The sequence below is a fragment of the Neisseria sp. HMSC075C10 genome (assembly GCF_001815615.1).
Taxonomy (GTDB): Bacteria; Pseudomonadota; Gammaproteobacteria; order Burkholderiales; family Neisseriaceae; genus Neisseria; species Neisseria subflava_A.
The window spans coordinates 39963-63083 of the sequence record NZ_KV821239.1 but is presented as its reverse complement, the minus strand read 5'-3'; the positions used below and the strand labels follow the sequence as shown (position 1 = coordinate 63083).

Here is a 23121-nt window from a genome sequence, read left to right as displayed (position 1 = left end):
ATTCCGGTTGCTTTGAATTCAAACAAAATTTCAGACGGCCTTTACTGCTTGAATAAACGCCGCCATTTTCTCCCTGCTCTTAACCCCGCCGGAGATTTCCACGCCGCCGGACACATCCACCGCCGCCGCGCCGCTGATTTTTACCGCTTCGGCAACGTTTTCCGCAGTCAATCCGCCGGCAAGTATCCATGGTTTGCCGATAGTGCCGTGCAACATGGTCCAATCGAAACTTTGTCCCGTACCGCCGTATTCAGTCGGATGATAGGCATCAAACAGCAAGGCTCGGGCATTCGGGAATTTGGCACAGGCCGTCTGAATATCGGCAGCGGACTGTACACGCACAGCCTTCAAATACGGGCGGTCAAACCGACGGCAAAAATCATCGTCTTCATCGCCGTGAAACTGAATCACATCTATCGGCACCTGACGCAAAATCTCGCGGATGGTTTGCTCGTTTTCATTCACAAACAAGGCCACCACCGATACAAACGGCGGCAGATTTTTCACAACCGCCTGCGCCTGCTCAATACTCACTGCCCGTTTACTCTTGGCGTAAAACACCAGCCCGATGGCATCCGCGCCCAATTCGGCAGCGGCCAGCGCGTCTTCAGGTCGGGTAATACCGCAAATTTTGGTGCGTATGGTGTTCATGGGGATTGCCTTTTTAAACAGATGGGTTGGATATTATATAAGTTTAAGGCCGTCTGAACATGAAATATCAGGTGCAAACGGCCTTAAACTTTAAAACAACCATCAGCCGATAATATTGGCGGCTGTCAGCTGCGCAGCGTCTTCATTATAGAAACGCACAAACTCTGTGCTGCTTTAGGCTCTGCTTGATATACAGAACATCATACCGATTATTACTAATAACTTTGTAATTATTTTCCTCTTTTCTATTTGCCTATTATTTAATCAAATTTATTTTATCCTTTATTATCAATGAGTAAAATAAACTATCCACAATTGGATTCACACAAAATTTGGATAATGCCCGTCAATAAAAAATATTAAGGCTGTCTGAAAAGTCTTTCAGACGGCCTTTTAGCCTTTTTACTCAAACGGTTTCTTCTGCCAATAAAACTTATCCTTTTTCAGACGGCCTTGAAATATATCGTCCTGTCCCAAAGCAAACACCAACGCGCCAGACAAATCCGTTCTCAATAAAGTAATACCATGCGCGCGGACACGATTTTGTACGGCAACGGTCGGATGTTTGTAGGCATTGGCATAGCCGCTAGATGCCACGGCATATTGTGGCGAAACCGTATGCAAAAAGCTGCCTGACGAAGCCGTGCTGCTGCCGTGATGTCCCAACACCAACACTTGGCTATACAGCGCATTGCCGTATTTCTCAATCAAACCGGCCTCGCCTTTCACGCCCAAATCGCCGGTTATTAACAAGGCTTTTCCGTTTGCCACGACACGCAATACGCAGCTTTGGTCGTTATCTTCCTTGCCTGCATTTTCAGACGGCCTGAGCAACTCGAAATCTACGCCGTCCCATTGCCATTTGTCTTCTTGGCAAAACTCTGCATTCGGATAAAATTCAGGTTGTCCGGCAAGCAATTTATCGGTACCGACAGCCGCCACACTTTGAAAACCGCCGTCATGGTCAATATCATGGTGTGACAAAATCAGGCTGTCCAAACGGCGCACGCCCATCGCGTTCAAACTCGGCACAATACCTGTTTGCGCCACTTGCTCCGTTCCCGTATCAAACAAAAGATTACGATTACGCGTTTGTATCAACACCGACAAACCTTGTCCCGCATCCATCACCGTAACTCTTGCCACCCCCTCCTCCAGCTTGGCAGGACGGTAAAACACAAAACCCAATAAAACCAGACATACCCAAGGTTTCAAGCCTAGTCCTCGTGGCAACAATAACAGCAAAGCCGCCATCATCGCTAACACCAGCAAAGGCACTGGCGCCGCTGCGACGGCAAATTCAGGCGATACCGTAGCCAGCCATACCAAACCGCGTAAAGTATATTCCGCCAAAAATGCCGCTACCAACTGGACAAGTTCGAACGGGAAAACAGAACCCAGCAAAGCCAACGGCGTCAACACCCAAGAAAACCAAGGAATAGCCAGCGCATTAACCAACGGACTGAGCAAAGGTAACGAAGCAAACAAATAGCCCAGCAATACCACCGACAATACAGTCGCTGCCCATTGTCCCCGTACAGCCAACCGCCAGCCCGACTCTTTCAGACGGCCTGATGAAGCCCAAATCAAAGCAGCAACCAAGCCGAATGACAACCAAGTTCCCACGCCCAATACAGCCAACGGGTCCAACAGCAAAACAACGGCCAAGGCCTGCCACCACGCCGTCCACCCCGATCCGCCACTGCCGCGCCACCATGCCCACGCAAACGCAGCCAACATCAACACACTGCGTTGCGTCGGTACGGAAAAACCGGCCAAAAGCGCATAAAACAAAGCCCCGGCAACACCGCCTGCCAATATCCACACACGCGGTTTTGCCGGAATCCACGGCAAATAACGGAAAATTCGCTTAATCAGCCAGGCAAACAATACCGCCACCATCGTCACATGCAAGCCCGAAATACTGACCAAGTGCGTCAGTCCCAAAGGCCGGAATGCCTGCCACAAAGGCGGCCGCAACGCCGATTGCTCGCCAATACTCAAAGCACGCATCAGCCCTATGCCGTCTGAAAACTCAGGATATTTGTCCGCCGTTCTCTGCCAACTCCGGCTTACCGCATCACGCATATCAGCCAAACCAAAACCACCACCTTGCCGCACGAGTTTCCTGTCGCGCCCCAAAGTACCCATGCCATCGATACCATTGGCCAAAGCCCATGTTTCACGGTTCAAACCGCGCACATTCACTTCACCGATTACCGGCCTTACCCGCGCCGACACAGACCACCTGCTGCCCACCGCCCAATCGCGCCGCTGATAATCCGACAACATCAAATCAAAAGCCTGCCCACGTTCATCCCACGCCCTTGCTGCAAACTGCACGCGCCGGCCATCATCACGCGGCATATCCGCCACTTCAACCGTCAAAACTTTAGCCGATGCCTCCCCTACAGGCCATTGACCAGCCAAGACCAGCCCGGTCCGCCACACCCCAAACGCCATGCCCACACAGACGGCCAGCACCAACCAAGCCACAGCAAATCTTCGACACAACGCAAGCGCGCCAATAATTACAGCCAACCAAACCCACCATGGCGGCAAAAACGGCAACGCAAATGAAAGCACTACACCCACCACCCAAGCAGGCAACACAAACCGCCACGCCATGACCGTTTTCCCTTAAATTATGATTATTAGATATATAATAATAAATGCTTTTAGTAGATTATGACAAATGCCAACCAGCATTAGCAGATAAAAAAAGAGGTTCAAATCATTTCAAAACCGATAAACGCAAAAAAGCGCAATCTGAAACAGATTGCGCTTTTTTATAAACTGGCACGCCCACGGGGAATCGAACCCCGGTTACCGCCGTGAAAGGGCGATGTCCTAACCGCTAGACGATGGGCGCGGATAAATCTTGTGGCGCACCCGGAGCGATTCGAACGCCCGACCCTCTGGTTCGTAGCCAGATACTCTATCCAACTGAGCTACGGGTGCATCAAGAAAGATTTGAATTATAAAGAGAGGGCTATTTACTGTCAAGCGTTTTATTTGGAAAACTTGCAGACAGCGTGTAAAATGCGCATTTGCTATTGAATTTACAGAGAATAAAATGTCAGATTTCGCACACTGGCCGCTCTTATCCGAAGCATTTTCCCGTTTGGGACGGCCTGTGGTCGTGGTGGATTTGGAGACGACCGGTGGAAATTTCTATCAAGACAGGATAACGGAAGTCGCCCTTGTTCGTTTTGAGCAAGGACGCGCCACACATTACGAGCAATTGGTCAATCCTTGCCGCAGCATTCCCGAATTTGTTGCCAGACTGACCGGGATTCATGATGAAACAGTGAAAAACGCGCCTGTCTTTGCCGATATTGCAGCCGATTTGTTGCCGCTATTGCAAGGTGCAGTGGTTGTTGCCCACAACAGCCGCTTTGACTACACCTTCCTGCGCCACGAGTTTGCGCGTATCCATACTGACTTTGCCGCACCCTCGCTCTGTACGGTTCAACTGTCACGCCGCCTCTATCCTGAGTTTTACAAACATAGCCTCGACAGCATTATCGAACGCACCGGCATTCAGACGGCCAACCGCCACCGCGCCATGACTGATGTTGCCGCATTATGTGATTATCTCGAATTAAGTTTGGCAGAAAAAAATCATCAACAATGGGACGAACACGTCCGTGTATTGATGAATCCGAAAATGTTACCCACTTGGCTGCCTGATTCACTCGCCCAACAGCTCTATGCCCTGCCCGACAGTTACGGCGTATTGGTTTGGTTTGACCATTTCGGCAAAGCCCAAGCCATTGAAGCACATGAACGCGCATACAGCGAAACCGCCACTCTGCTGCACAGCAAAAAACTGCCGCCGCATATCAAAGCCGCAGCCTCCATCCGTTTTATTCCGGCAGTCGGGCAGCTCCATACATTATGGCTCAAAGCCCAGACCATGCAGGAATACCAACTGATGCCGTCTGAAAAGTCCACATCGTTTTCTACCGTCCGCTTTATCGCGGACGAACACGGCAGCCTTCAAGCACGCATTGTCTTGTTAAACAGCGGTACAAGAAACTGGCGCCCTTACGGTTTGTTTGCCCACAAAAAAGCAGCCAAACGCGCTTTGACGCAATGGTCGCAAGAACACAGACTCTGCCCAGATTCGCTCAACATTTTGCCGACCAGCTACGCAAAGGGCGAACCCTGCCCAGTCGAGGCCGTCGGAAAATGCAATGGCAACTGTCGCCAGCCAAACGGCATCAAACATCAAAACCAACGCATTACCGAGCTTGCCGCCCTACTCCCCGTAACCGATTGGGGCAAAGCGCACGAAATTGAAATTACCGAAACCGACCCCCTGACCGGAAACAGCATTACCCTGCTCTGCGCCGGCGGCGCGTTGGCATTGCCTGATGGAAGCTGGTATTTCGACAGCAGCCTGCCTCTCGTGATTAAAAACAAATTCAGGCAAGACAAAGAAAATATCCGTTTGATTGCTTAAAACAAGGCCGTCTGAAAACCAAATTTTCAGACGGCCTATTGTGAATAATTTTCCGCTTTATTCTCAAAATAAAAATCTGCCTAAATTTTAATCAGAACTTATTTTTATAATAGCAATCAAATACTAAACCAATTTATACACAAGCTGTTCACACAATTTTCAATGAAAGCTGTGTATACCCAGCCCAACGAGTAAACCATGAATAATCCTGAAATCATCTTCTTTGACATCGACGACACCCTCTATCGAAAATACACGGATACCCTGCGTCCTTCGGTTGCTCAAGCCATGCGCGCATTGAAAGCCAAAGGCATTTTGACTGCCATTGCCACCGGCCGTCCGGAAGCCGCCATTCCCGCCAAAGTCAAAGCCTTGATTCAAGAATGCGGTATCGACATGCTCGTTACCATCAACGGCCAATATATTTCCTTTCGCGGCAAACCCCTGCAAAGCTACCCGTTGGACATTGCCGACATAGAAACCGCCATCAACCTGCTTGAACAACACAAAATAGACTACGCATTCGTCAACAACCAAGAAATTGCCGTTTCCTCCCATTCGCCGCGCGTTATCGAAGGCTTATCGCATATCCTGCCCAACTTCCTGACGGACAAAGAATATTTCCGCAAACAACCTGTTTATCAAATGTTGGTCTTTGTGGATAAGGAAGAAGAAAAAATCCTGCAACCGCTAACCCAGCAACACGGCTTCAAATCCGTCCGCTGGCATGAATATGCTGTGGACCTGCTACGCAAAGAAGGTTCAAAAGCACGCGGCATTGCTCACGCAGTGGAAAAACTGGGGATTGATATGAGCAAAGTAATGGCATTCGGCGACAGCTTCAACGACTTAGAAATGCTGTCAACCGTCGGCTTTGGCGTTGCCATGGGCAATGGCGAAGAAGCTGCTAAAGCTGCTGCACAATTCGTCTGCCCAAGTGTCGATGAAGACGGCGTATTGCGCGGCTTGCAAGAATTGGGCGTAATTTAAAACATTAAATCAAAAGGCCGTCTGAACATTTTTTCAGACGGCCTTGTTCTATCAATAAACTTCCTGCCTACTTCGGCAATACCAAAAAGCTAATCAGCAATTCTTTAAATACGAATCCAAACACACCCAAGCCCAAAACCAAGAAGAGCATGGCAATGCCGAATTTGCCGGCTTTGGATTCTTTACCCAAGTTCCAAACAATAAAGCCCAAAAAGATAATCAGGCCGCTCAGTAGGATTTTCATTGCCCATGAGGCGAATTCTGCTTCAGACATTATTTTTTTCCTTTTATTCTTAAGATGTGTGTTTAATTGCTTTCAGACGGCCTATTAAAATTTAAGGCCGTCTGAAATTTGTTTTTAGATTATTTGTTCAATACTTGTTGCAAATCATCAATCAAATCGTCGATGTATTCCAAACCGACAGAGAGGCGGATCAAGCCCGGGCGGATATTGGCGGCGAGTTTTTCTTCAGGCTGCATCCGGCCGTGCGTGGTTGTCCACGGATGGGTGATGGTCGAGCGCACATCGCCGAGGTTGGCAGTACGGGAAAAGAGTTCTACGCCGTCCACAATTTTCCATGCTTCTTCTTGGTCTGCAACTTCAAAACCCACGACGATACCGCCGCCATTTTGCTGTTTGCGGATCAGTTCGGCTTGCGGATGGTCGGGCAAACCGGTGTAGTACACAGCTTGGACTTGCGGCTGCTCTTTCAACCATTGGGCGATTTTCAGCGCATTGTCGTATTGTTTTTCCATACGCAGCGACAAGGTTTCCACGCCGCTCAACAACTGCCATGCGTTAAACGGAGACATCGCCAAACCGCAAGAGTTGCAATACATGGCTACTTGCGTCATCAATTCTTCCGAGCCGGCCAACACGCCGCCCATCACGCGGCCGTGACCGTCAATCGCTTTGGTTGCGGAAGACACGGAAATATCCGCACCGTGTTTCAAAGGCTGCGAACCGGCTGGCGACAAGAGGCTGTTGTCCACCACCAAAAGCGCGCCAATGCTGTGTGCCAGTTCGGCTAAAGCTTCCAAATCGGCAACTTCGCCCAAAGGGTTGGATGGGGTTTCCAAGAAAAACAGTTTAGTATTGGGCTTGATGGCCGCTTTCCATTCATCTACATCAACCGGCGACACATGGCTGACTTCGATGCCGAACTTGGTTACGATGTTATTGATAAAACCGACAGTCGTACCAAACAGGCTGCGGCTGGAAATCACATGATCACCGGCTTGCAAGAAGGTGAAAAACGCTGCCTGAATCGCGGACATACCGGTCGAAGTGGCTACCGCGCGCTCTGCGCCTTCCAATGCAGCAATGCGTTTCTCAAAGGCGGCAATGGTAGGGTTGGCCGTACGGGTATAGGTAAAACCTTTGATTTTTTTAGAAAACAAATCAGCAGCATGTTGGGCGTTTTCCCACATGAAGCTGCTGGTCAAAAACAGAGCCTGATTGTGTTCATAATATTCGGTTTGCTCTTTGCCACTACGGATGGCAAGCGTTTGGGGATGAAGTTTTTTGCTCATTTGTTTTTCAATCTACTGTATGTTGCGATGGGCGCAGTAAACAATACGCCCGTTTAATTTGTTAACATTTTGCGCTTATTCCTGTCATCTTTCAAGCAGGAGGCCGTCTGAACGGTTATTGATAAACCTGTCCGCCGTGCTTCAGCCAACCGTCTTCATGACGGCCTGCCGGATCATGATGCGTCCAATGGATAACACCGCCCTGCTCCGACCATTCATATTCGCCGTAAAACGCTACTTTATCACCTTTTTTCAAGCCTTTGATTTTGTCGGCAAGGTCGATATTGTGTGCCACTAAAAGCGTTTGGCCGCTGGAGAGCTTCAAGATAAAGCGTTGGTGGCGCGTGCCTTTGTTGTCATCCGGCAGGGTTTTCCATACCGTGCCCTCGCCCTCAACCTGAATATCGCTTTGCTCGTTTTCAAACGCCTGTTTCAAAACCGCTTCGGCTGATTCTTTGCCCGAACCGATTTGCTGTTGAGCCGTATCGGCGTTTTTTCCTCCCGCATTATTTTGTTTTTGAACGGCTTCTATTTTCTGCTGATTCTGCGATTGTACCGACTGCTTGTTTTGCATTTTGTTATAGGCAAATACGGCAACCAAAGCAATCAGCAATACAATGATTTTATTTTTATTCATAACAATCTCAAAAAAAATGCCCGATTCTGCATCGGGCATATCAACTATTTAGAAAGGATATTTATCACGAAAACGTGAGCCGCCATTATACACGCTTCGTAAAATTTTAAGGGAAATTTACGCCGAAGGCCGTCTGAAACTTTTCAGACGGCCCGGATACTCAACGGCGGTATTTCATTTCAGTCTTCATATCGTCCAAAATACGTTTGACGTTGTGTTCCAATACATCCTCCACCAAGCCCGGCGCCTGCTCGTTGAGCATTTGCTGCAACTGGTAAGTGAACAAGGCCATTTGTTTTTGCACGGCAATCCGAATCATGCCGTTGACTGCATCGGCTACATGGGGGCGCAAACGCTTAATCAGACGCTCGGTCAAATCTTTTTCAGAAACGCAGAATACCTCCCGACGGCCAATCGCTTGCGGGTTCAATACATTGATATGGACATTGATGGCCGGTTCTTTTTCAAGGCCGTCTGAAACCGCCTCTTCAGCCGCTTCCGCATCATCATTTTCCGGTTTTTCAGTTTCTTCCACTTCAGGCGCATCAAAATCTACCGCACCTGATTTCGGATTCAGTCTGACGGTACGCGTTGATTCGATATGACGCTCTGAAGCCGCGGCCTGCAATGCCGATTGCGCGCTCAACCAGTTGTCCTGCAAAACCACCATCGCATCGGTTTCCACTGCTTCGCCATCGTCTGCAAGGGCAGTATTGTGTTCCAACTGCCAGCGGTACAAATACTCTTCCAATACTTTTTCACGATTATCAGCATCTAATTTATATTCTTTTTTAGACGCGGTTTTGGGCGCAGCTTCGACAGCGTCGTCCGATTTTTTGACCAATGGCGCATGAGTCGGCACGGTATTGAATTGTCGTGCCTGACGCAATCTTTCCAGGCGTTTTTCCCAATTCAGGTCTTCTTCCTCGAGGGCTGCGGGGTCAAGACGGTTGTTTTCCATAATAATCTCGTTTTTTCATTTTTATTGTGAACCGCATTCAAACCTAAAATCACTTGAAATACGGCCGATGGTTGGACATATCCGGCAAGCCGGCGCAAGCGTCACATTTTAATATTAATTCGCTATATAATCACTATTTTATTTAATACTCAAGGATACATCATGAGCAGCATCGAACAACGCCTCGAATATCTGGAAGAGGCCAACGACGCTTTGCGTATGCAAAACCACGTCCTCGCCACCGCACTCAAAGGCCTTATCCGCTCCCTGCCCTCCGACATGGCCAACGATGCCGTAGAATCCATCCAGCTTGCCTTTGAAGACGCGTTGGCGGAATTGAGCTATGAAGACAGTCCGCACACCGACCTCTTCCATGACGTGACCTACGCATTTTTCCGAGAAAAAGACCACTGATTTCGGCTAGTTTGTTCACAAAATTATGCTAAACTAAGATTTTATCCGTTAACATTTTATTAAGAAAGCACATATCATGAACATGAAAAAATGGCTGGCCACTGCTCTCGCTTGCTCCGCCCTTGCCCTGACTGCCTGCGGCGGTCAAAGCAACAATGCCTCTGCTCCTGCCGATAAAGTGTACCGTGTCGGCTCTAACGCCGAGTTTGCCCCATTTGAATCTTTGGATTCTGCCGGCAAAGTAGAAGGTTTTGACGTAGATTTGATGAATGCCATGGCCAAAGCCGGCAACTTCAAAGTCGAATTCAAACACCAGCCATGGGAAAGCCTCTTCCCTTCTCTGAACAACGGCGACGTGGACATCGTTATGTCCGGCGTAACCATCACTGACGACCGCAAACAAAGCATGCTCTTCAGCGATCCATACTTTGAAATCACCCAAGTTGTCCTCGTTCCCAAAGGCAAAAAAGTAGCTTCCTCCGAAGACCTGAAAAACATGGCCAAAGTCGGCGTGGTAACCGGCTACACCGGCGACTTCTCCGTTTCCAAACTCTTGGGCAACGACAATCCGAAAATCGCCCGCTTTGAAAGCGTTCCCCTGATTATCAAAGAATTGGAAAACGGCGGTTTGGATTCTGTAGTCAGCGACAGCGCAGTCATTGCCAACTATGTGAAAAACAACCCGACCAAAGGCCTGGATTTCATCTCCCTGCCTGACTTCACCATCGAAAACTACGGTATCGCTGCACGCAAAGGCGACGAAGCCACCATCAAAATGTTGAACGATGCGCTGAAAAAAGTACGCGAAAGTGGCGAATACGACAAAATTTACGCCAAATACTTTGCTAAAGAAGGCGAAAAAGCAGAAAAAGCCGAAGCAGCCAAATAATCTGGTTTGACTTCCTAAACTAAAGGCCGTCTGAAAAGTTTTCAGACGGCCTTTAATCTGGTTAACGCCATTAAACGCAAGCGTCCCCTATAATCCGCTTGTTTTTATCTTTCAAATGAAAGAGGCGCCATGATCAAACCCATCATCCTTAGCCTCACTGCCGCAACCGCTTTGGCCGCCTGCTCCGCTTCTGAAAAACAAGAATCTCCTAACGTCGGCGTGGCCAATCCGGCTTCCGAATTCTGCGTCAAACAAGGCGGCAAATCCGAAATCAAAAGAGACAAAGACGGCAACGAATACGGCGTGTGCCACTTGCCTGACGGTACCGTTGTCGAAGAATGGGAATATTTCCGTCAACACAACAAATAATTGCTAAACCATATAAAAGGCCGTCTGAACCCAAGTTTCAGACGGCCTTTTTATTTAAACAACGATTATTTTACTTCCAATTTGGTCACGCCGCCCATATACGGTTGCAACGCAGCAGGAATATTAATGCTGCCGTCGGCATTTTGATGGTTTTCCAATACTGCCACCAAAGTACGACCGACTGCCAAGCCTGAGCCGTTCAAAGTATGTACCAAACGGTTTTTACCGTTTTCATCTTTGAAACGCGCTTTCATGCGGCGAGCTTGGAAATCTTCGCAGTTGGAACAGCTGGAAATCTCACGATAAGTATTTTGCGCAGGAACCCAAACTTCCAAGTCGTAGGTTTTGGTTGCGCCGAAACCCATGTCGCCGGTACACAAAGTAATCACGCGGTATGGCAGTTCCAACGCTTTCAAAATATTTTCAGCATGGCCGACCATTTCTTCCAGCGCTTCGTATGATTTTTCTGGATGAACGATTTGCACCATTTCCACTTTGTCGAATTGGTGTTGGCGAATCAAACCGCGCACGTCTTTGCCGTATGCGCCCGCTTCGGAGCGGAAACATGGGGAATGCGCAGTCAATTTCAACGGCAAATCGCTGCCAGCCACAATGCTGTCGGCAACAGTATTGGTCAGCGTCACTTCTGCGGTCGGAATCAGATATTGCGTTTTCTTACTCTCATCACCGCCGCGGGTAACGTGGAATAAATCTTCTGCAAATTTAGGCAGTTGACCCGTACCTTGCAGGGTCAGATCGTCCACGATGTAAGGCGTGTAATGTTCAGTATAGCCGTGTTTCAGCGTGTGCGTGTCCAGCATGAACTGAGCCAAAGCGCGATGCAGACGGGCGATTTGGCCTTTCATCACCGTAAAGCGCGCGCCAGACAGTTTCGCACCGCCTTCAAAATCCAAGCCCAAAGGCTCACCCAAATCAACATGGTCTTTGATTTCAAAGTCAAATTCGCGCGGCGTGCCAACTTTGCGAACTTCAACGTTTTCAGTTTCGTCTTTACCGACAGGAACACTTTCGTGCGGCAGGTTCGGAATACTCAGCAGCCAAGCATCCAATTCTTTCTGAACGGCATCCAAATCAGCGGCAGCCTGCTCCAAATCCGCTTTGATTTGGGCAACCTGATCCATCGCAGCTTGAGCCTCTTCGTGTTTGCCTTGACCTTTCAACGCGCCGATTTGTTTGGAAATACTGTTGCGCGAAGCCTGCAACTCTTCTGTTTTCACTTGAACGGCTTTGCGTTGCTCTTCCAAAGCGTTGAAACGCGCGGTATCAAACTCATAACCGCGTGCGGCCAAACGTTCGGCAACTGCGGCGGTATTGCTGCGGAGCAATTGGATGTCTAACATTGTTTTCTCTCGTTAAGATTCAGAATGGCATTATTGTAAACCAATTTAAAGATATTTTCACAGCGACAGGCCGTCTGAAAACAAAAAACGCCCCTGCAAAAAGCAGGAGCGTTTTTTAAGAATTTTGGCACGCCCACGGGGATTCGAACCCCGGTTGCCGCCGTGAAAGGGCAGTGTCCTAGGCCTCTAGACGATGGGCGCGTAACCGAAGCGCGAACTATACAGAAAGCCTTTTCTTCTGTCAACGTCTTTACTGCATTTTTAAAGATGCTGCCGATTTCCGTATGTTATTTTCCCTGTATAATGCCGGTTTTAATAAAAAGGAAAACTCGCCATGTGGTTTAAGCAAATCAGTTTTTATCCGCTCAACAAAGACAAGTTGCCCGAATTGGAAGTCATTGCCGACAAATTGGTGCAATCCGAATTTGCCCATTGTCAGGGTTTGGACTGGTTTAGCGAAGGCTTTGCCACGCCGGTTTCCTTTTCGCCCGAGCTGGTTTTCCCTGCCGATTACACTTGGCGCGTTGCTCTGAAAAAAGAAGAAAAAGTCCTGCCTGCCGGCGTGATCCGCGATATTTTGGATGAAAAGGTTTTGGAAATCCAAAACAACGAAGCGCGCAATGTCGGCCGCAAAGAAAAACAAGAGCTGAAAGAACAGATTACTGACGACCTGCTGCCCCGTGCCTTTACGCGCAGCAGCCGCACACAGGCGATTTTCGACACGCGCCACGGGTATCTTTTAGTCAACAATGCCGCCTCTGCCAAAGCGGAAAATATCCTGACCAAACTGCGCGAAGCCTTGGGCGGTCTTGAAGCAGCCCTGCCCAATACCAAACAATCGCCCTCCTCACTGATGACCAGCTGGCTACTGCAAGGCCACTGTGACGGCGGTTTTGAATTGGACAGCGATTGCGAACTCAAAGGCGTAGGCGATGTTGTCCCGGTCGTCAAAGTTTCCAAACAAGACCTGACCGCCGATGAAGTGGTACAACACGTCAAAAACGGCAAAACCGTTACCCAGCTGGGCTTGGTATGGCGCGAACAAATCGCGTTTATCCTTACCCAAGACTTTACACTCAAACGCATCCAGTATCTGGACGTTTTGCAAGAAGAAGCCGAAAGCAACGGCGACGATGCCGCCAGCCTCGCCTTTGCCTCGCAAATCCTGATGACCGAAGCCATCAGCACCATGTTGGAAGAACTGGTTTCTTATTTAGGCGGCTGGCAAGAATAATTTTTCAGACGGCCTTTTGATTGGGAAATATCAAAGGCCGTCTGAAATATAATACGCATGGTTTCCGCCTGTTGGGCGCGCTCTTCAGGCGTGGCAAGGCTGTCCACATGGGCAAAGTGTGTAAGCTTCTGCACTTCGTCCACACCTTTGACCAGCTCGGCGACAGTACTGTTGCAGCGTTCCGTGAGCAGCTCGCGCCAGTCGGGCACAAAACGCACGATGTCAGCCAAAAGCGTGGCGGCCACCGCATCGGGCAGCAAATCCAATTCGTTCACCATACGCGCCGCACCCAAAAGGTGCGCCAAAAGCGGCTCGCCCGCAGGCGTGGCCGCATCGGCAGGATAATGCGTCTCGGCCAGCGACAAGGCCGTCTGAAGCAGCTTTTGCGCAGGTTCGGGCAAACCGGCGGTATGCGCGTCAAACCGCGCGCGGGATTCTTGCATCGGTGCGGCGGGGATTTCCGGTGTTTGTCGTGTGTTGCTCATGGCGTGCCGTTTCTCCGTTTGTTTTGTTTCGACATAGCGGCTGTATTGTAGCAGCTTGCCCGTATTTTGCGACAAAGCATGTTTCAGACGGCCTGGGCTACCCAACTTGCAATAACATATAAACATCAAAATAAAACAAACAATTAGCGTGTAAATGTGCTTGCAGTGAAAAAATATTAGAAATAATATCAATGCAAGTAATAATTTTTATCAAGAAGGAGATGAGTGTGAAATTTTTAGCTGCTTTGCTGTGGCCGGCCATGTTGCTGCCCATTTTGTCTCATGCTGATAGCGGCATTCAGACGGTCTCTGTTTCTCAAGCATATGCGGATGACGCAACGGGCTGCGAGCAGCTTTATCCTGTAAATAGCTTCGAGAGTTTGTTCAGACAGATGGCCGGCACGCTGCATAGTGCCTGTTTGCTTGATATGCCACCTGAAGATTTAGCGAAAAAGTGGCAGATTCCCGTGTACCGGCGCTATCTGCGGCTTTCCGGCCGTTTGCGGCCTGACGGAGAAAAACAGGCGGTACTCAGATGGAAAGACAAGGCAGAGCGGCAGAAATGGCTCAAACACAGGCGGCGTAAGCTAAAACGGCCGACCGACGGCTTTACGGTAGTGCATCAGACCAACTACAACGGCAGTACTTTTTTAGAAATCGAAGCAACGCCTGATTATATAAAACGATACCGTTCATTGTTTCCTGACGACCGTTATCCTGATGATTTGCCGAAACCCTATGTTTCATCTCATATCCTAAGCCCGGTCAGCGTATGCTTTAACAATGGAACAGAACAAGTTTTTCCTAGGTATACGGTAGTAAAACAAGTAGCAGTAGATGAAAACAACCATTTGATTGGGAGTGATAGACATTTGGTTATAAGGGAGGAGAAAGGTGCAGGAATATTATTTCAGCATCCAACAGACAAATGCATTAATGATATTTCCAGCATCTTTCTTATCAGATAGTCGATAGTATTTAATTTTAAAGGTATATGGTATGGCTACAACAGCACAAATCCGGCAGCATTTTTTAAAATTAGGGATGCCTGTTTCGGAAGTTAATCAGATTATTCGGGATTCAATTTTACTGGGGCAAACCCATAACTTTATCAATCAATGGGGGTTAGGGAGTATTCAAGCAATACACTAGATATTCCGGCATATTTTTCCAAAGCAAACTAATTGGCAGTAAAGAAAATAGAAGTATTGTATTCGGTACGGCAGACAAAAGATATCTGACTGCTTCTGATTGGGCTCATGAGTTAGGACATGGTTTGTTGAAAACAATTTCCAAGCTTGATCTTGATATTGATGGAAATCGCAATATAACAGCGAATGAATATGCACGAAGATTTGTTTATGAAGAAGGAAAAGCCGAATACAACCGTTTTCAGTTTGATTTGCGGAACAACCCAAAAGAAACCAAATACGGCTCAAATACAGAAGCAATCAAGGCAATGAACCAGCAACAGGCTGTTGATTATTTTGCCCATAAGATGAAAACCCAAAACCCCAGCGGACAGCCCGGCCATACTTATTGGACATTGGCGAAATCTGTATTCCTTGAGCAAACCAATCCAAACCTGCTAAACGGTAAAACTCCGGCCGAAAAGCAAAAAATTCTGTAATCAGGAATGGATGAAGCAGCGCCTGACCATCCCAACAGACTGTTTGGCGTAGGTGACGAGCGGGTTCGCTTTCAGAAAACCGATCCAAATATGCCGCTTAGTCTGATGCCGATGATGGCGCGTGGAAATCCTACGCTGATGGTGGTATTTGTACCTGCCAACAGCTGTTTGGCAGACGGTACGGTAACGACGATAGAAGTATCAGAAAGGATGTCATGATGTTGGGCGCAGTCATTGGCGATATTGCCGGATCAAGATTCGAGTTTGACAACTACCGTCACACCGATTTTGATATTTTCAGCCCCGACAGCGACTTTACCGATGACACGATTTGCACTGTTGCCATTGCCGATTGGGTTTTACAAGGCTGCAACGATAATTTGGCCTCTATTTTGCAAGGCTGGTGTAGGGCATATCCCTGTCCGAAAGGCGCATATGGCGGCCGCTTCTCACAATGGATAGAATGGAAAGATCCAGAACCTTATAATAGCTGGGGCAACGGCTCAGCCATGCGTGTTTCTGCCGTTGGTTGGGCATTTGCCACATTGGAAGAAACCCTGCATTTTGCCGAACAATCCGCTATCGTAACGCACAACCACCCAGAAGGCATTAAAGGTGCGCAAGCCGTAGCCGCCGCCATCTTTTGGGCGCGTACCGGTATGGGCAAAGCGCAAATCAAAGAAAACATTACAAGGCAATTCGGCTACGACTTGAGCCAAAGTTGCGACCAAATCCGCCCGCATTATCATTTCAACGAAAGCTGTCAGGAAACCGTGCCTCAAGCGATTACTGCCTTTCTTGAAAGCGATGATTTTGAACACGCCATCCGACTGGCAGTTTCCCTGGGTGGAGACAGCGATACCTTGGCAGCCATTACTGGCAGTATTGCTGAAGCATACTACGGTATCCCTACGGCCATGCGCGAACACGCTTTAGCCATATTGCCACGCCGTATTGCTGAAACCCTACTGACTTTTGAATCCCAATATCAGGCCGTCTGAAACTGCCTACAAAAAGGAATAAATGATGAAATACCTCGCCCTACTCCCTATCGCCTTCATGCTGGGTATGCCTGCCATTGCCGAAACCATCAATCCTTATCAGGAAAAAGGTTGCGCTTATGATGGCGATGTCGGCAAAGACGGCAAACCATCCGGTAAAGGTACATGGAAATGCCAAGACGGCCGCAGCTATGTCGGCTCATTTAAAAACGGCAAATTTGACGGCAAAGGCGTATATACCGTTTCCGGCAACGGCGAAACCTTTATCGAACCCTTCTCCTCCAATAGCGCCAAATTACGCAATATGACGCTGGAAGGGATGTTCAAAAAAGGCAGGGCGCACGGAAACTTTACCGCCTCCCAAAACGGCACACCAGTCTTCATCATGAAATGCGAAGACGGTATGATTAAAGAAGTCAAACTACCTAAGAAATCTGCGTCCAAAACCAAATAAACAGCCTTTCAGACGACCTTATCCGGCTTTTAGGCGGTCTGAAACATCAATTAACAAGCCTGCCTAAAGGCTGTTATGTTGATTTTAAAGAATTTCCAAACAACCCTTACCCCAGGACAACCACCATGAGCATTAAATCCGACAAATGGATACGCCGCATGGCCGAAGAACACGGCATGATTGAGCCGTTCGAGCCCAACCAAATCAAAGAGGCCAACGGCCAACGCATCATTTCCTACGGCACATCCAGCTACGGCTACGACATCCGTTGTGCTAATGAATTTAAAATCTTCACCAATATCAACAGCACCATCGTCGACCCGAAAAACTTCGACCCGAAAAACTTCGTTACAGTCGAAGATGACTGCTGTATCATTCCGCCCAACTCCTTTGCTTTGGCGCGCACAGTCGAATATTTCCGCATCCCGCGCAACGTCCTGACCGTCTGCTTAGGTAAATCCACTTACGCACGCTGCGGCATCATCGTCAACGTTACTCCGTTCGAACCTGAGTGGGAAGGCTACGTTACGCTTGAGTTTTCCAACACCACCCCCCTGCCTGCCAAAATCTATGCAGGCGAAGGCGTGGCTCAAGTCTTATTCTTTGAAAGCGATGAAGTCTGCGAAACTTCATACAAAGACCGCAACGGCAAATACATGGGACAAACCGGTGTTACCCTGCCTAAGACTTAATACACAAAATAAACAAAGGCCGTCTGAAATTTCAGACGGCCTTTTATCATTTCATTTAGAAACGGCGTTTCAACTTGCAAGCCTGCAAGATATGAACGGCAAGTTCTTCCACTGATTTATCGGTTGTATTGGTAAACGGTACACCGTGGCGTTTGAACATATTTTGCGCATCAGCAATCTCGCTGCGGCAAGTATCGATTTTGGCATAGGTCGAATTAGGACGGCGTTCCTGACGGATAGCCTGCAGACGCTCAGGCTGAATGGTCAAACCGAACAGCTTGTCTTTATAAGGTTTGACCATACGCGGCAAATCGGTCGATTCCAAATCATCGGGAATCAATGGATAGTTTGCGGCGCGGATACCGTATTGCAGGGCCAGATAGAGACAGGTCGGCGTTTTACCCGAACGGGACACGCCCATCAAAATCACATCCGCTTCCTGCAGGTTTTTATCGCTGACGCCGTCATCATGATTCAGTGAAAAATTGACCGCCTCCATACGCGCATCATAGCGTTGAGTATTGCCGATACTGTGGTGCCCCTGCCGGGCAGCAACTGCCTCCGTATTGAGTTCCTTTTCCAAAAGACCGAGAAAGGTTTCAAAGAAATTAATATGGAACGCATTGGCTTTCTTGATGATTTCACGGATTTCGTCATTGACCACACTGACAAAAGCAATCGGGCGCACACCGAATTTTTCAGCTGACTGGTTGACTTTGTCTACAACAGCACGCGCTTTTTCAGGCGTATCGATAAACGGATAGGTATGGCGTTTGAACTCAACATTGCCAAATTGGTTCAGCAAGGCTTCACCGATATTTTCAGCGGTCAGGCCGGTTCGGTCGGAAATATAGAAGACTTGGCGTGGATCAGTCATAATGAATCCTCTTGAGGGTAACGTTTCAGACGGCAATCATAGCAGTTACAGCCTTTGCAATAAAGCGATTCCCGACAGATTACACAGGATTACAACAAATTTGAACAATTTTTAAATTGGCATAAAATTTTATTTTTTTCCATTTTGTAGAATTTTATTCTAAAATTGCAAAATAAATCTTGTTTATTAAATTTATTAACTTATTTTGTTTTCCATATTTAACAAGAAGATAACACGTAAAAACATGAATCTTATATTCACATTTCAGAAGGCTACACGCCTGAAAAGCACAATATCACAGACGAATTTGTGATTTTTAAAAAGATAAAACACATGACAGCCATCAAACGAATGGCTACAATAAGCAGGCGGATTTGTTTCTTTTTTAACATTTTTTGGATTGGATTGGACACACAAATGGCCGAAAACTACGTTATTTGGTTTGAAAACCTGCGTATGACTGACGTTGAGCGAGTGGGCGGTAAAAATGCCTCTTTGGGCGAAATGATCAGCCAACTGACTGAAAAAGGCGTGCGCGTTCCCGGCGGTTTTGCAACCACAGCCGAAGCTTATCGTGCTTTCCTGGCTCACAATGGTCTGAGCGAGCGTATTTCCGAAGCCCTGAAACAACTGGATGTTGAAGACGTTGCCGAGTTGGCGCGTGTGGGTAAAGAAATCCGTCAATGGATTTTGGATACTCCGTTCCCTGAGCAGCTGGATGCTGAAATCGAAACAGCTTGGAACAAAATGGTTGCCGATGCCGGCGGTGCGGACATCTCCGTTGCCGTACGTTCTTCCGCAACAGCAGAAGACTTGCCGGACGCTTCTTTTGCCGGCCAACAAGAAACCTTCCTGAATATCAACGGCTTGGATAACGTTAAAGAAGCAATGCGCCATGTATTCGCTTCCCTGTACAACGACCGTGCCATTTCTTACCGTGTCCACAAAGGCTTCGAACACGACATCGTTGCCCTTTCTGCCGGCGTACAACGCATGGTGCGCTCTGACAGCGGCGCGTCCGGTGTGATGTTCACCATCGATACCGAATCCGGTTACGACCAAGTCGTTTTCGTTACCTCTTCTTACGGTCTGGGCGAAAACGTCGTACAAGGCGCAGTAAACCCTGACGAATTCTATGTATTCAAACCTACTTTGAAAGCAGGCAAACCGGCTATCCTGCGCAAAACCATGGGTTCGAAACAAATCAAAATGATCTTTACCGACAAAGCCGAAGCCGGTAAATCTGTGACCAACGTTGATGTACCTGCAGAAGACCGTCAACGCTTCTCCATTACCGACGCTGAAGTTACAGAGTTGGCTCATTACGCGCTGACCATCGAAAAACACTACGGTCGCCCAATGGACATCGAATGGGGCCGCGACGGCTTGGACGGCAAACTCTACATCCTGCAAGCACGCCCTGAAACTGTAAAATCTCAAGAAGACGGCAGCCGCAACCTGCGCCGCTTCTCTATCAACGGCGAAAAAGTTGTCTTGTGCGAAGGCCGTGCCATCGGTCAAAAAGTCGGCCAAGGCAAAGTACGCCTGGTGAAAGATGCTTCCGAGATGGATTCCGTTGAAGCAGGCGATGTACTCGTTACCGACATGACCGACCCGGATTGGGAACCGGTGATGAAACGTGCTTCCGCCATCGTGACCAACCGCGGCGGCCGTACCTGCCACGCAGCGATTATCGCGCGTGAATTGGGTATTCCGGCTGTTGTAGGTTGTGGCGACGCTACCGATCTGCTGTCCGAAGGCCAAGAAGTTACCGTATCTTGTGCCGAAGGCGATACCGGCTTCATCTACTCCGGTCTGCTGGACGTACAAATTACCGATGTTGCTTTGGACAATATGCCTAAAGCACCTGTAAAAGTCATGATGAACGTTGGTAACCCTGAATTGGCATTCAGCTTCGCCAACCTGCCTAGCGAAGGCATCGGCTTGGCGCGTATGGAATTCATCATCAACCGTCAAATCGGTATCCACCCTAAAGCCTTGTTGGAATTTGACAAACAAGACGACGAGTTGAAAGCTGAAATTACCCGCCGCATGGCCGGTTACGCTTCTCCTGTCGACTTCTATGTCGATAAAATCGCAGAAGGTGTAGCAACTTTGGCTGCTTCGGTTTATCCACGCAAAACCATCGTTCGTATGTCTGACTTCAAATCCAACGAGTACGCTAACTTGGTGGGTGGCAGCATCTACGAACCACACGAAGAAAACCCAATGTTGGGCTTCCGTGGTGCAGCGCGTTATGTAGCCGATAACTTCAAAGACTGCTTCGCACTCGAGTGTAAAGCCTTGAAACGCGTTCGCGATGAAATGGGCTTGACCAACGTCGAAATCATGATTCCATTCGTTCGTACTTTGGGTGAAGCGGAAGCTGTTGTTAAAGCCCTGAAAGAAAACGGTCTGGAACGCGGCAAAAACGGCCTGCGCCTGATCATGATGTGCGAGTTGCCAAGCAACGCTGTATTGGCAGAACAATTCCTGCAATACTTCGACGGCTTCTCCATCGGCTCTAACGACATGACCCAGCTGACCCTCGGCCTCGACCGTGACAGCGGCTTGGTATCTGACTCCTTCGACGAGCGCAACCCTGCCGTTAAAGTGATGTTGCACTTGGCAATCTCTGCCTGCCGCAAACAAAACAAATACGTCGGTATTTGCGGTCAAGGCCCATCAGACCATCCGGACTTTGCCAAATGGCTGGTTGAAGAAGGTATCGAGAGCGTATCGCTTAACCCTGATACCGTCATTGAAACCTGGCTGTATCTGGCTAACGAATTGAACAAATAAGTTCGATAAGACAAAAATCCCCTGCCCGTTTATCCCGGCAGGGGATTTTTATTGCCTTACTCAATGCCATCTGAAAAAACTTTCACTTTCTTTTACCTTGCTAAAAAAATCCTTTATCATCAAAATGATAAAAAAATATGCCGATATATCTACAAATTTTCAATGTTAATATACTGCCTTTCTGTATTTTACCCCATGCCTTTTGAGTGAACCTTTTTTCACTCTTCCCATCTATCATACACAGCATAACGATACATTTTGAAATAACCCATGAATACAAACTTTATTTCCACCTTTCAGACGGCCTTGAAACGTCTGGCACTTATCAGCACCATTGCCGTCTTAGCAGCCTGCGCCGGCAACAATACCTCTTCCAACCGCGCCGTACCTGACGGCTACTACAAAGTCCGCCCTGGCGATACCCTGACCCAAATCGCCAAACGCTACGGACAAAATGTCAACACACTGGTTGCATGGAATAACCTTCCCAACGCCTCACAAATCGAAGTCGGTCAAGTATTGCGCGTCCGCCGTCATGTCGCCCCACGCAGCACCGCAACACAGCAACGCCAAACTACTGCCGTTACTCCGATCAACCGATTGAACCTGCAATGGCCGACCGATAACGCCTCATCCTCCATTATCCAACGCTACAACGGCACAACCAGCAAAGGCATAGATATTGCAGGCACGCAAGGCCAACAAATCCGTTCTGCCGCAGCCGGTACCGTCATCTACGTTGGCGAAGAAGTCCGCGGCTACGGCAAGCTGATTTTAATCAGCCACAACGACTACACCATTACCGCCTATGCCCACAACGATACGATTTTGGTACAAAAAGATCAAAAAGTCCAAGCAGGTCAAGTTATCGCCACCATGGGCAGCAGCGATACAGACAGCGTCAAGCTTCATTTTGAAGTTCGTCTAAACGGCAAAGCAGTCGATCCCCTGCCTTATTTGACCAGAACAAATTAATACCTTAATCAAAAGGCCGTCTGAAATAGCAGTATTTCAGACGGCCTTTTGATTATCTTGCTATAACAGTTATTTCAACAAAATCTTTTCCTATTTAACTTATGTTGATTGAGTGTAAATGCCGTTATACAATAACAACTCTTTTTAACATTCCATTTCAGGTACCCTACTATGTCTCCTAACCGTATCCTTGCAACCGCATTCTTGTTTGCATCTGCATTTGCCAGCGCAGATGTCCATATTGATGAAAACATTCCTTACCGCGATGAAGAAGAAATCGATACCCGTATTGTTTCCGAGTGTTTAGAAGTGGGCGGCATCATGTCCAAATCTTTGCAAGAAACTGCAGCCAAAAGCGATGTAACGGTTGTCCGTGACGGTAAAAAACAAGGCACATACGCAGATATCGCCATTACTTCGGCCATGAGTGCAGGCAATGCCTTTATCGGCCACGCCAAAGGTATGGCTGTTTCAGCCACTTTGTATGTTGACGGCAAACAAGTTGGCAAAAAAACCTTTACCCGCAATTCTTCCGGCGGTATGTTTGGCGCTTATAAAAGCTCTTGTGCCGTCTTGAACCGTACTTCCAAAGTATTGGGTTCTGACATTGCCCAATGGGTTGTCCGCGAACAAAAAAACGCTCAAGATAAATAATTTATCGAACTAAAAAGGCCGTCTGAAAGTATTTTCAGACGGCC

24 protein-coding genes, 3 tRNA genes and 1 pseudogene are annotated in these 23121 nt (G+C 48.1%); 16 read left to right on the top strand and 12 right to left on the bottom strand.

What is annotated here, in order from left to right:
• Window positions 1–30: 30 nt before the first annotated feature.
• From HMPREF3047_RS01565 to HMPREF3047_RS01550, 4 genes are all read right to left on the bottom strand, one after another.
• The gene (locus HMPREF3047_RS01565) at window positions 31–651 is read right to left on the bottom strand and encodes a phosphoribosylanthranilate isomerase (RefSeq protein WP_070712005.1); all 621 of its coding nucleotides are present in this window, start codon (window positions 649–651) and stop codon (window positions 31–33) included.
• Window positions 652–1053: 402 nt separating this feature from the next.
• Window positions 1054–3279 (bottom strand): DNA internalization-related competence protein ComEC/Rec2, encoded by a 2226-nt coding sequence (locus HMPREF3047_RS01560; protein ID WP_070712004.1) that lies wholly within the window; start codon window positions 3277–3279, stop codon window positions 1054–1056.
• Between the two features lie 169 nt (window positions 3280–3448).
• Window positions 3449–3523: transfer RNA gene (locus tag HMPREF3047_RS01555), tRNA-Glu, on the bottom strand.
• A 12-nt stretch (window positions 3524–3535) separates the two neighbouring features.
• Window positions 3536–3612 (bottom strand) — tRNA-Arg (locus tag HMPREF3047_RS01550).
• Window positions 3613–3727: 115 nt separating this feature from the next.
• Between HMPREF3047_RS01550 and HMPREF3047_RS01545 the strand changes: the two genes are divergently transcribed.
• Window positions 3728–5119, top strand: coding sequence for a 3'-5' exonuclease family protein (locus HMPREF3047_RS01545; protein WP_070712003.1), 1392 nt, complete (start codon window positions 3728–3730; stop codon window positions 5117–5119).
• A 198-nt stretch (window positions 5120–5317) separates the two neighbouring features.
• A complete protein-coding gene (locus tag HMPREF3047_RS01540; RefSeq protein WP_070584037.1) occupies window positions 5318–6109 on the top strand; it encodes a Cof-type HAD-IIB family hydrolase in 792 nt (263 codons plus the stop codon).
• A 67-nt stretch (window positions 6110–6176) separates the two neighbouring features.
• On the opposite strand, the gene HMPREF3047_RS01535 is transcribed toward HMPREF3047_RS01540, so the two are convergent.
• The 4 genes from HMPREF3047_RS01535 to HMPREF3047_RS01520 form a co-directional block, all read right to left on the bottom strand.
• A complete protein-coding gene (locus tag HMPREF3047_RS01535; protein ID WP_004521104.1) occupies window positions 6177–6383 on the bottom strand; it encodes a DUF2788 domain-containing protein in 207 nt (68 codons plus the stop codon).
• 89 nt (window positions 6384–6472) lie between these two features.
• On the bottom strand, window positions 6473–7642 hold the full coding sequence (gene metZ / locus HMPREF3047_RS01530; RefSeq protein WP_070584035.1) for an O-succinylhomoserine sulfhydrylase: 1170 nt from the start codon (window positions 7640–7642) through the stop codon (window positions 6473–6475).
• 115 nt (window positions 7643–7757) lie between these two features.
• The gene (locus HMPREF3047_RS01525) at window positions 7758–8318 is read right to left on the bottom strand and encodes a DUF3465 domain-containing protein (RefSeq protein WP_070584033.1); all 561 of its coding nucleotides are present in this window, start codon (window positions 8316–8318) and stop codon (window positions 7758–7760) included.
• Between the two features lie 121 nt (window positions 8319–8439).
• The gene (locus HMPREF3047_RS01520) at window positions 8440–9240 is read right to left on the bottom strand and encodes a hypothetical protein (RefSeq protein WP_070584032.1); all 801 of its coding nucleotides are present in this window, start codon (window positions 9238–9240) and stop codon (window positions 8440–8442) included.
• Between the two features lie 162 nt (window positions 9241–9402).
• Between HMPREF3047_RS01520 and HMPREF3047_RS01515 the strand changes: the two genes are divergently transcribed.
• The 3 genes from HMPREF3047_RS01515 to HMPREF3047_RS01505 all read left to right on the top strand — a co-directional run bounded on the left by HMPREF3047_RS01515 (window position 9403) and on the right by HMPREF3047_RS01505 (window position 10912).
• The gene (locus tag HMPREF3047_RS01515) at window positions 9403–9654 is read left to right on the top strand and encodes an NGO1151 family protein (protein ID WP_003680526.1); all 252 of its coding nucleotides are present in this window, start codon (window positions 9403–9405) and stop codon (window positions 9652–9654) included.
• A 76-nt stretch (window positions 9655–9730) separates the two neighbouring features.
• Window positions 9731–10543 (top strand): basic amino acid ABC transporter substrate-binding protein, encoded by an 813-nt coding sequence (locus tag HMPREF3047_RS01510; protein WP_003747411.1) that lies wholly within the window; start codon window positions 9731–9733, stop codon window positions 10541–10543.
• Between the two features lie 129 nt (window positions 10544–10672).
• The gene (locus HMPREF3047_RS01505; RefSeq protein ID WP_070712002.1) at window positions 10673–10912 is read left to right on the top strand and encodes a putative hemolysin; all 240 of its coding nucleotides are present in this window, start codon (window positions 10673–10675) and stop codon (window positions 10910–10912) included.
• A 65-nt stretch (window positions 10913–10977) separates the two neighbouring features.
• On the opposite strand, the gene serS is transcribed toward HMPREF3047_RS01505, so the two are convergent.
• Both serS and HMPREF3047_RS01495 read right to left on the bottom strand, forming a co-directional pair.
• On the bottom strand, window positions 10978–12273 hold the full coding sequence (gene serS, locus HMPREF3047_RS01500; protein ID WP_070712001.1) for a serine--tRNA ligase: 1296 nt from the start codon (window positions 12271–12273) through the stop codon (window positions 10978–10980).
• Between the two features lie 125 nt (window positions 12274–12398).
• Window positions 12399–12474: transfer RNA gene (locus HMPREF3047_RS01495), tRNA-Glu, on the bottom strand.
• 133 nt (window positions 12475–12607) lie between these two features.
• Between HMPREF3047_RS01495 and rdgC the strand changes: the two genes are divergently transcribed.
• Window positions 12608–13507, top strand: a complete 900-nt coding sequence (rdgC, locus tag HMPREF3047_RS01490) for a recombination-associated protein RdgC (RefSeq protein ID WP_070712000.1) — start codon at window positions 12608–12610, stop codon at window positions 13505–13507.
• A gap of 53 nt (window positions 13508–13560) precedes the next feature.
• Here rdgC and HMPREF3047_RS10840 read toward each other — a convergent pair.
• Window positions 13561–13992, bottom strand: a pseudogene (locus HMPREF3047_RS10840) (HD domain-containing protein); the annotation flags it as partial.
• 221 nt (window positions 13993–14213) lie between these two features.
• On the opposite strand from HMPREF3047_RS10840, the gene HMPREF3047_RS01480 reads away from it, so the two are divergent.
• The 7 genes from HMPREF3047_RS01480 (at window position 14214) to dcd (ending at window position 17769) form a co-directional block, all read left to right on the top strand.
• Window positions 14214–14960: a hypothetical protein gene (locus tag HMPREF3047_RS01480; RefSeq protein ID WP_283127029.1), complete on the top strand. Its 747-nt coding sequence runs from the start codon at window positions 14214–14216 to the stop codon at window positions 14958–14960.
• Between the two features lie 31 nt (window positions 14961–14991).
• Window positions 14992–15144 carry a hypothetical protein gene (locus HMPREF3047_RS11545; RefSeq protein ID WP_225905468.1) on the top strand — a complete coding sequence of 51 codons (153 nt, stop codon included), beginning with the start codon at window positions 14992–14994 and terminating at the stop codon, window positions 15142–15144.
• Between the two features lie 127 nt (window positions 15145–15271).
• A complete protein-coding gene (locus HMPREF3047_RS11540) occupies window positions 15272–15622 on the top strand; it encodes a hypothetical protein (protein ID WP_234397377.1) in 351 nt (116 codons plus the stop codon).
• A gap of 6 nt (window positions 15623–15628) precedes the next feature.
• A complete protein-coding gene (locus HMPREF3047_RS01470) occupies window positions 15629–15841 on the top strand; it encodes a hypothetical protein (protein ID WP_070711996.1) in 213 nt (70 codons plus the stop codon).
• On the top strand, window positions 15841–16623 hold the full coding sequence (locus HMPREF3047_RS01465) for an ADP-ribosylglycohydrolase family protein (protein ID WP_070711995.1): 783 nt from the start codon (window positions 15841–15843) through the stop codon (window positions 16621–16623). The genes HMPREF3047_RS01470 and HMPREF3047_RS01465 overlap by 1 nt, the downstream gene beginning before the upstream one ends.
• Before the next feature lie 22 nt (window positions 16624–16645).
• Window positions 16646–17077: an MORN repeat-containing protein gene (locus tag HMPREF3047_RS01460; RefSeq protein WP_070711994.1), complete on the top strand. Its 432-nt coding sequence runs from the start codon at window positions 16646–16648 to the stop codon at window positions 17075–17077.
• A 125-nt stretch (window positions 17078–17202) separates the two neighbouring features.
• Window positions 17203–17769, top strand: coding sequence for a dCTP deaminase (dcd, locus tag HMPREF3047_RS01455; RefSeq protein WP_003680541.1), 567 nt, complete (start codon window positions 17203–17205; stop codon window positions 17767–17769).
• 55 nt (window positions 17770–17824) lie between these two features.
• Here dcd and HMPREF3047_RS01450 read toward each other — a convergent pair whose 3' ends face one another.
• The gene (locus tag HMPREF3047_RS01450; protein WP_036491303.1) at window positions 17825–18646 is read right to left on the bottom strand and encodes a posphoenolpyruvate synthetase regulatory kinase/phosphorylase PpsR; all 822 of its coding nucleotides are present in this window, start codon (window positions 18644–18646) and stop codon (window positions 17825–17827) included.
• A 417-nt stretch (window positions 18647–19063) separates the two neighbouring features.
• On the opposite strand from HMPREF3047_RS01450, the gene ppsA reads away from it, so the two are divergent.
• The 3 genes from ppsA to HMPREF3047_RS01435 all read left to right on the top strand — a co-directional run bounded on the left by ppsA (window position 19064) and on the right by HMPREF3047_RS01435 (window position 23077).
• Window positions 19064–21448 (top strand): phosphoenolpyruvate synthase, encoded by a 2385-nt coding sequence (gene ppsA / locus HMPREF3047_RS01445; RefSeq protein WP_070711993.1) that lies wholly within the window; start codon window positions 19064–19066, stop codon window positions 21446–21448.
• A 270-nt stretch (window positions 21449–21718) separates the two neighbouring features.
• Complete coding sequence (locus HMPREF3047_RS01440) at window positions 21719–22423, top strand: peptidoglycan DD-metalloendopeptidase family protein (protein ID WP_070711992.1); 705 nt, start codon at window positions 21719–21721, stop codon at window positions 22421–22423.
• A gap of 171 nt (window positions 22424–22594) precedes the next feature.
• Window positions 22595–23077, top strand: a complete 483-nt coding sequence (locus HMPREF3047_RS01435; RefSeq protein WP_070584011.1) for a hypothetical protein — start codon at window positions 22595–22597, stop codon at window positions 23075–23077.
• The last annotated feature ends 44 nt before the right edge of the window (window positions 23078–23121 follow it).

What these genes read in the sequence shown, in the direction of transcription:
- HMPREF3047_RS01565 (WP_070712005.1), bottom strand. Translation starts at nt 651, where the DNA reads ATGAACACCATACGCACCAAAATTTGCGGTATTACCCGACCTGAAGAC.
- HMPREF3047_RS01560 (WP_070712004.1), bottom strand. Translation starts at nt 3,279, where the DNA reads ATGGCGTGGCGGTTTGTGTTGCCTGCTTGGGTGGTGGGTGTAGTGCTT.
- HMPREF3047_RS01545 (WP_070712003.1), top strand. Translation starts at nt 3,728, where the DNA reads ATGTCAGATTTCGCACACTGGCCGCTCTTATCCGAAGCATTTTCCCGT.
- HMPREF3047_RS01540 (WP_070584037.1), top strand. Translation starts at nt 5,318, where the DNA reads ATGAATAATCCTGAAATCATCTTCTTTGACATCGACGACACCCTCTAT.
- HMPREF3047_RS01535 (WP_004521104.1), bottom strand. Translation starts at nt 6,383, where the DNA reads ATGTCTGAAGCAGAATTCGCCTCATGGGCAATGAAAATCCTACTGAGC.
- metZ (WP_070584035.1), bottom strand. Translation starts at nt 7,642, where the DNA reads ATGAGCAAAAAACTTCATCCCCAAACGCTTGCCATCCGTAGTGGCAAA.
- HMPREF3047_RS01525 (WP_070584033.1), bottom strand. Translation starts at nt 8,318, where the DNA reads ATGCCCGATGCAGAATCGGGCATTTTTTTTGAGATTGTTATGAATAAA.
- HMPREF3047_RS01520 (WP_070584032.1), bottom strand. Translation starts at nt 9,240, where the DNA reads ATGGAAAACAACCGTCTTGACCCCGCAGCCCTCGAGGAAGAAGACCTG.
- HMPREF3047_RS01515 (WP_003680526.1), top strand. Translation starts at nt 9,403, where the DNA reads ATGAGCAGCATCGAACAACGCCTCGAATATCTGGAAGAGGCCAACGAC.
- HMPREF3047_RS01510 (WP_003747411.1), top strand. Translation starts at nt 9,731, where the DNA reads ATGAACATGAAAAAATGGCTGGCCACTGCTCTCGCTTGCTCCGCCCTT.
- HMPREF3047_RS01505 (WP_070712002.1), top strand. Translation starts at nt 10,673, where the DNA reads ATGATCAAACCCATCATCCTTAGCCTCACTGCCGCAACCGCTTTGGCC.
- serS (WP_070712001.1), bottom strand. Translation starts at nt 12,273, where the DNA reads ATGTTAGACATCCAATTGCTCCGCAGCAATACCGCCGCAGTTGCCGAA.
- rdgC (WP_070712000.1), top strand. Translation starts at nt 12,608, where the DNA reads ATGTGGTTTAAGCAAATCAGTTTTTATCCGCTCAACAAAGACAAGTTG.
- HMPREF3047_RS01480 (WP_283127029.1), top strand. Translation starts at nt 14,214, where the DNA reads ATGAGTGTGAAATTTTTAGCTGCTTTGCTGTGGCCGGCCATGTTGCTG.
- HMPREF3047_RS11545 (WP_225905468.1), top strand. Translation starts at nt 14,992, where the DNA reads ATGGCTACAACAGCACAAATCCGGCAGCATTTTTTAAAATTAGGGATG.
- HMPREF3047_RS01470 (WP_070711996.1), top strand. Translation starts at nt 15,629, where the DNA reads ATGGATGAAGCAGCGCCTGACCATCCCAACAGACTGTTTGGCGTAGGT.
- HMPREF3047_RS01465 (WP_070711995.1), top strand. Translation starts at nt 15,841, where the DNA reads ATGTTGGGCGCAGTCATTGGCGATATTGCCGGATCAAGATTCGAGTTT.
- HMPREF3047_RS01460 (WP_070711994.1), top strand. Translation starts at nt 16,646, where the DNA reads ATGATGAAATACCTCGCCCTACTCCCTATCGCCTTCATGCTGGGTATG.
- dcd (WP_003680541.1), top strand. Translation starts at nt 17,203, where the DNA reads ATGAGCATTAAATCCGACAAATGGATACGCCGCATGGCCGAAGAACAC.
- HMPREF3047_RS01450 (WP_036491303.1), bottom strand. Translation starts at nt 18,646, where the DNA reads ATGACTGATCCACGCCAAGTCTTCTATATTTCCGACCGAACCGGCCTG.
- ppsA (WP_070711993.1), top strand. Translation starts at nt 19,064, where the DNA reads ATGGCCGAAAACTACGTTATTTGGTTTGAAAACCTGCGTATGACTGAC.
- HMPREF3047_RS01440 (WP_070711992.1), top strand. Translation starts at nt 21,719, where the DNA reads ATGAATACAAACTTTATTTCCACCTTTCAGACGGCCTTGAAACGTCTG.
- HMPREF3047_RS01435 (WP_070584011.1), top strand. Translation starts at nt 22,595, where the DNA reads ATGTCTCCTAACCGTATCCTTGCAACCGCATTCTTGTTTGCATCTGCA.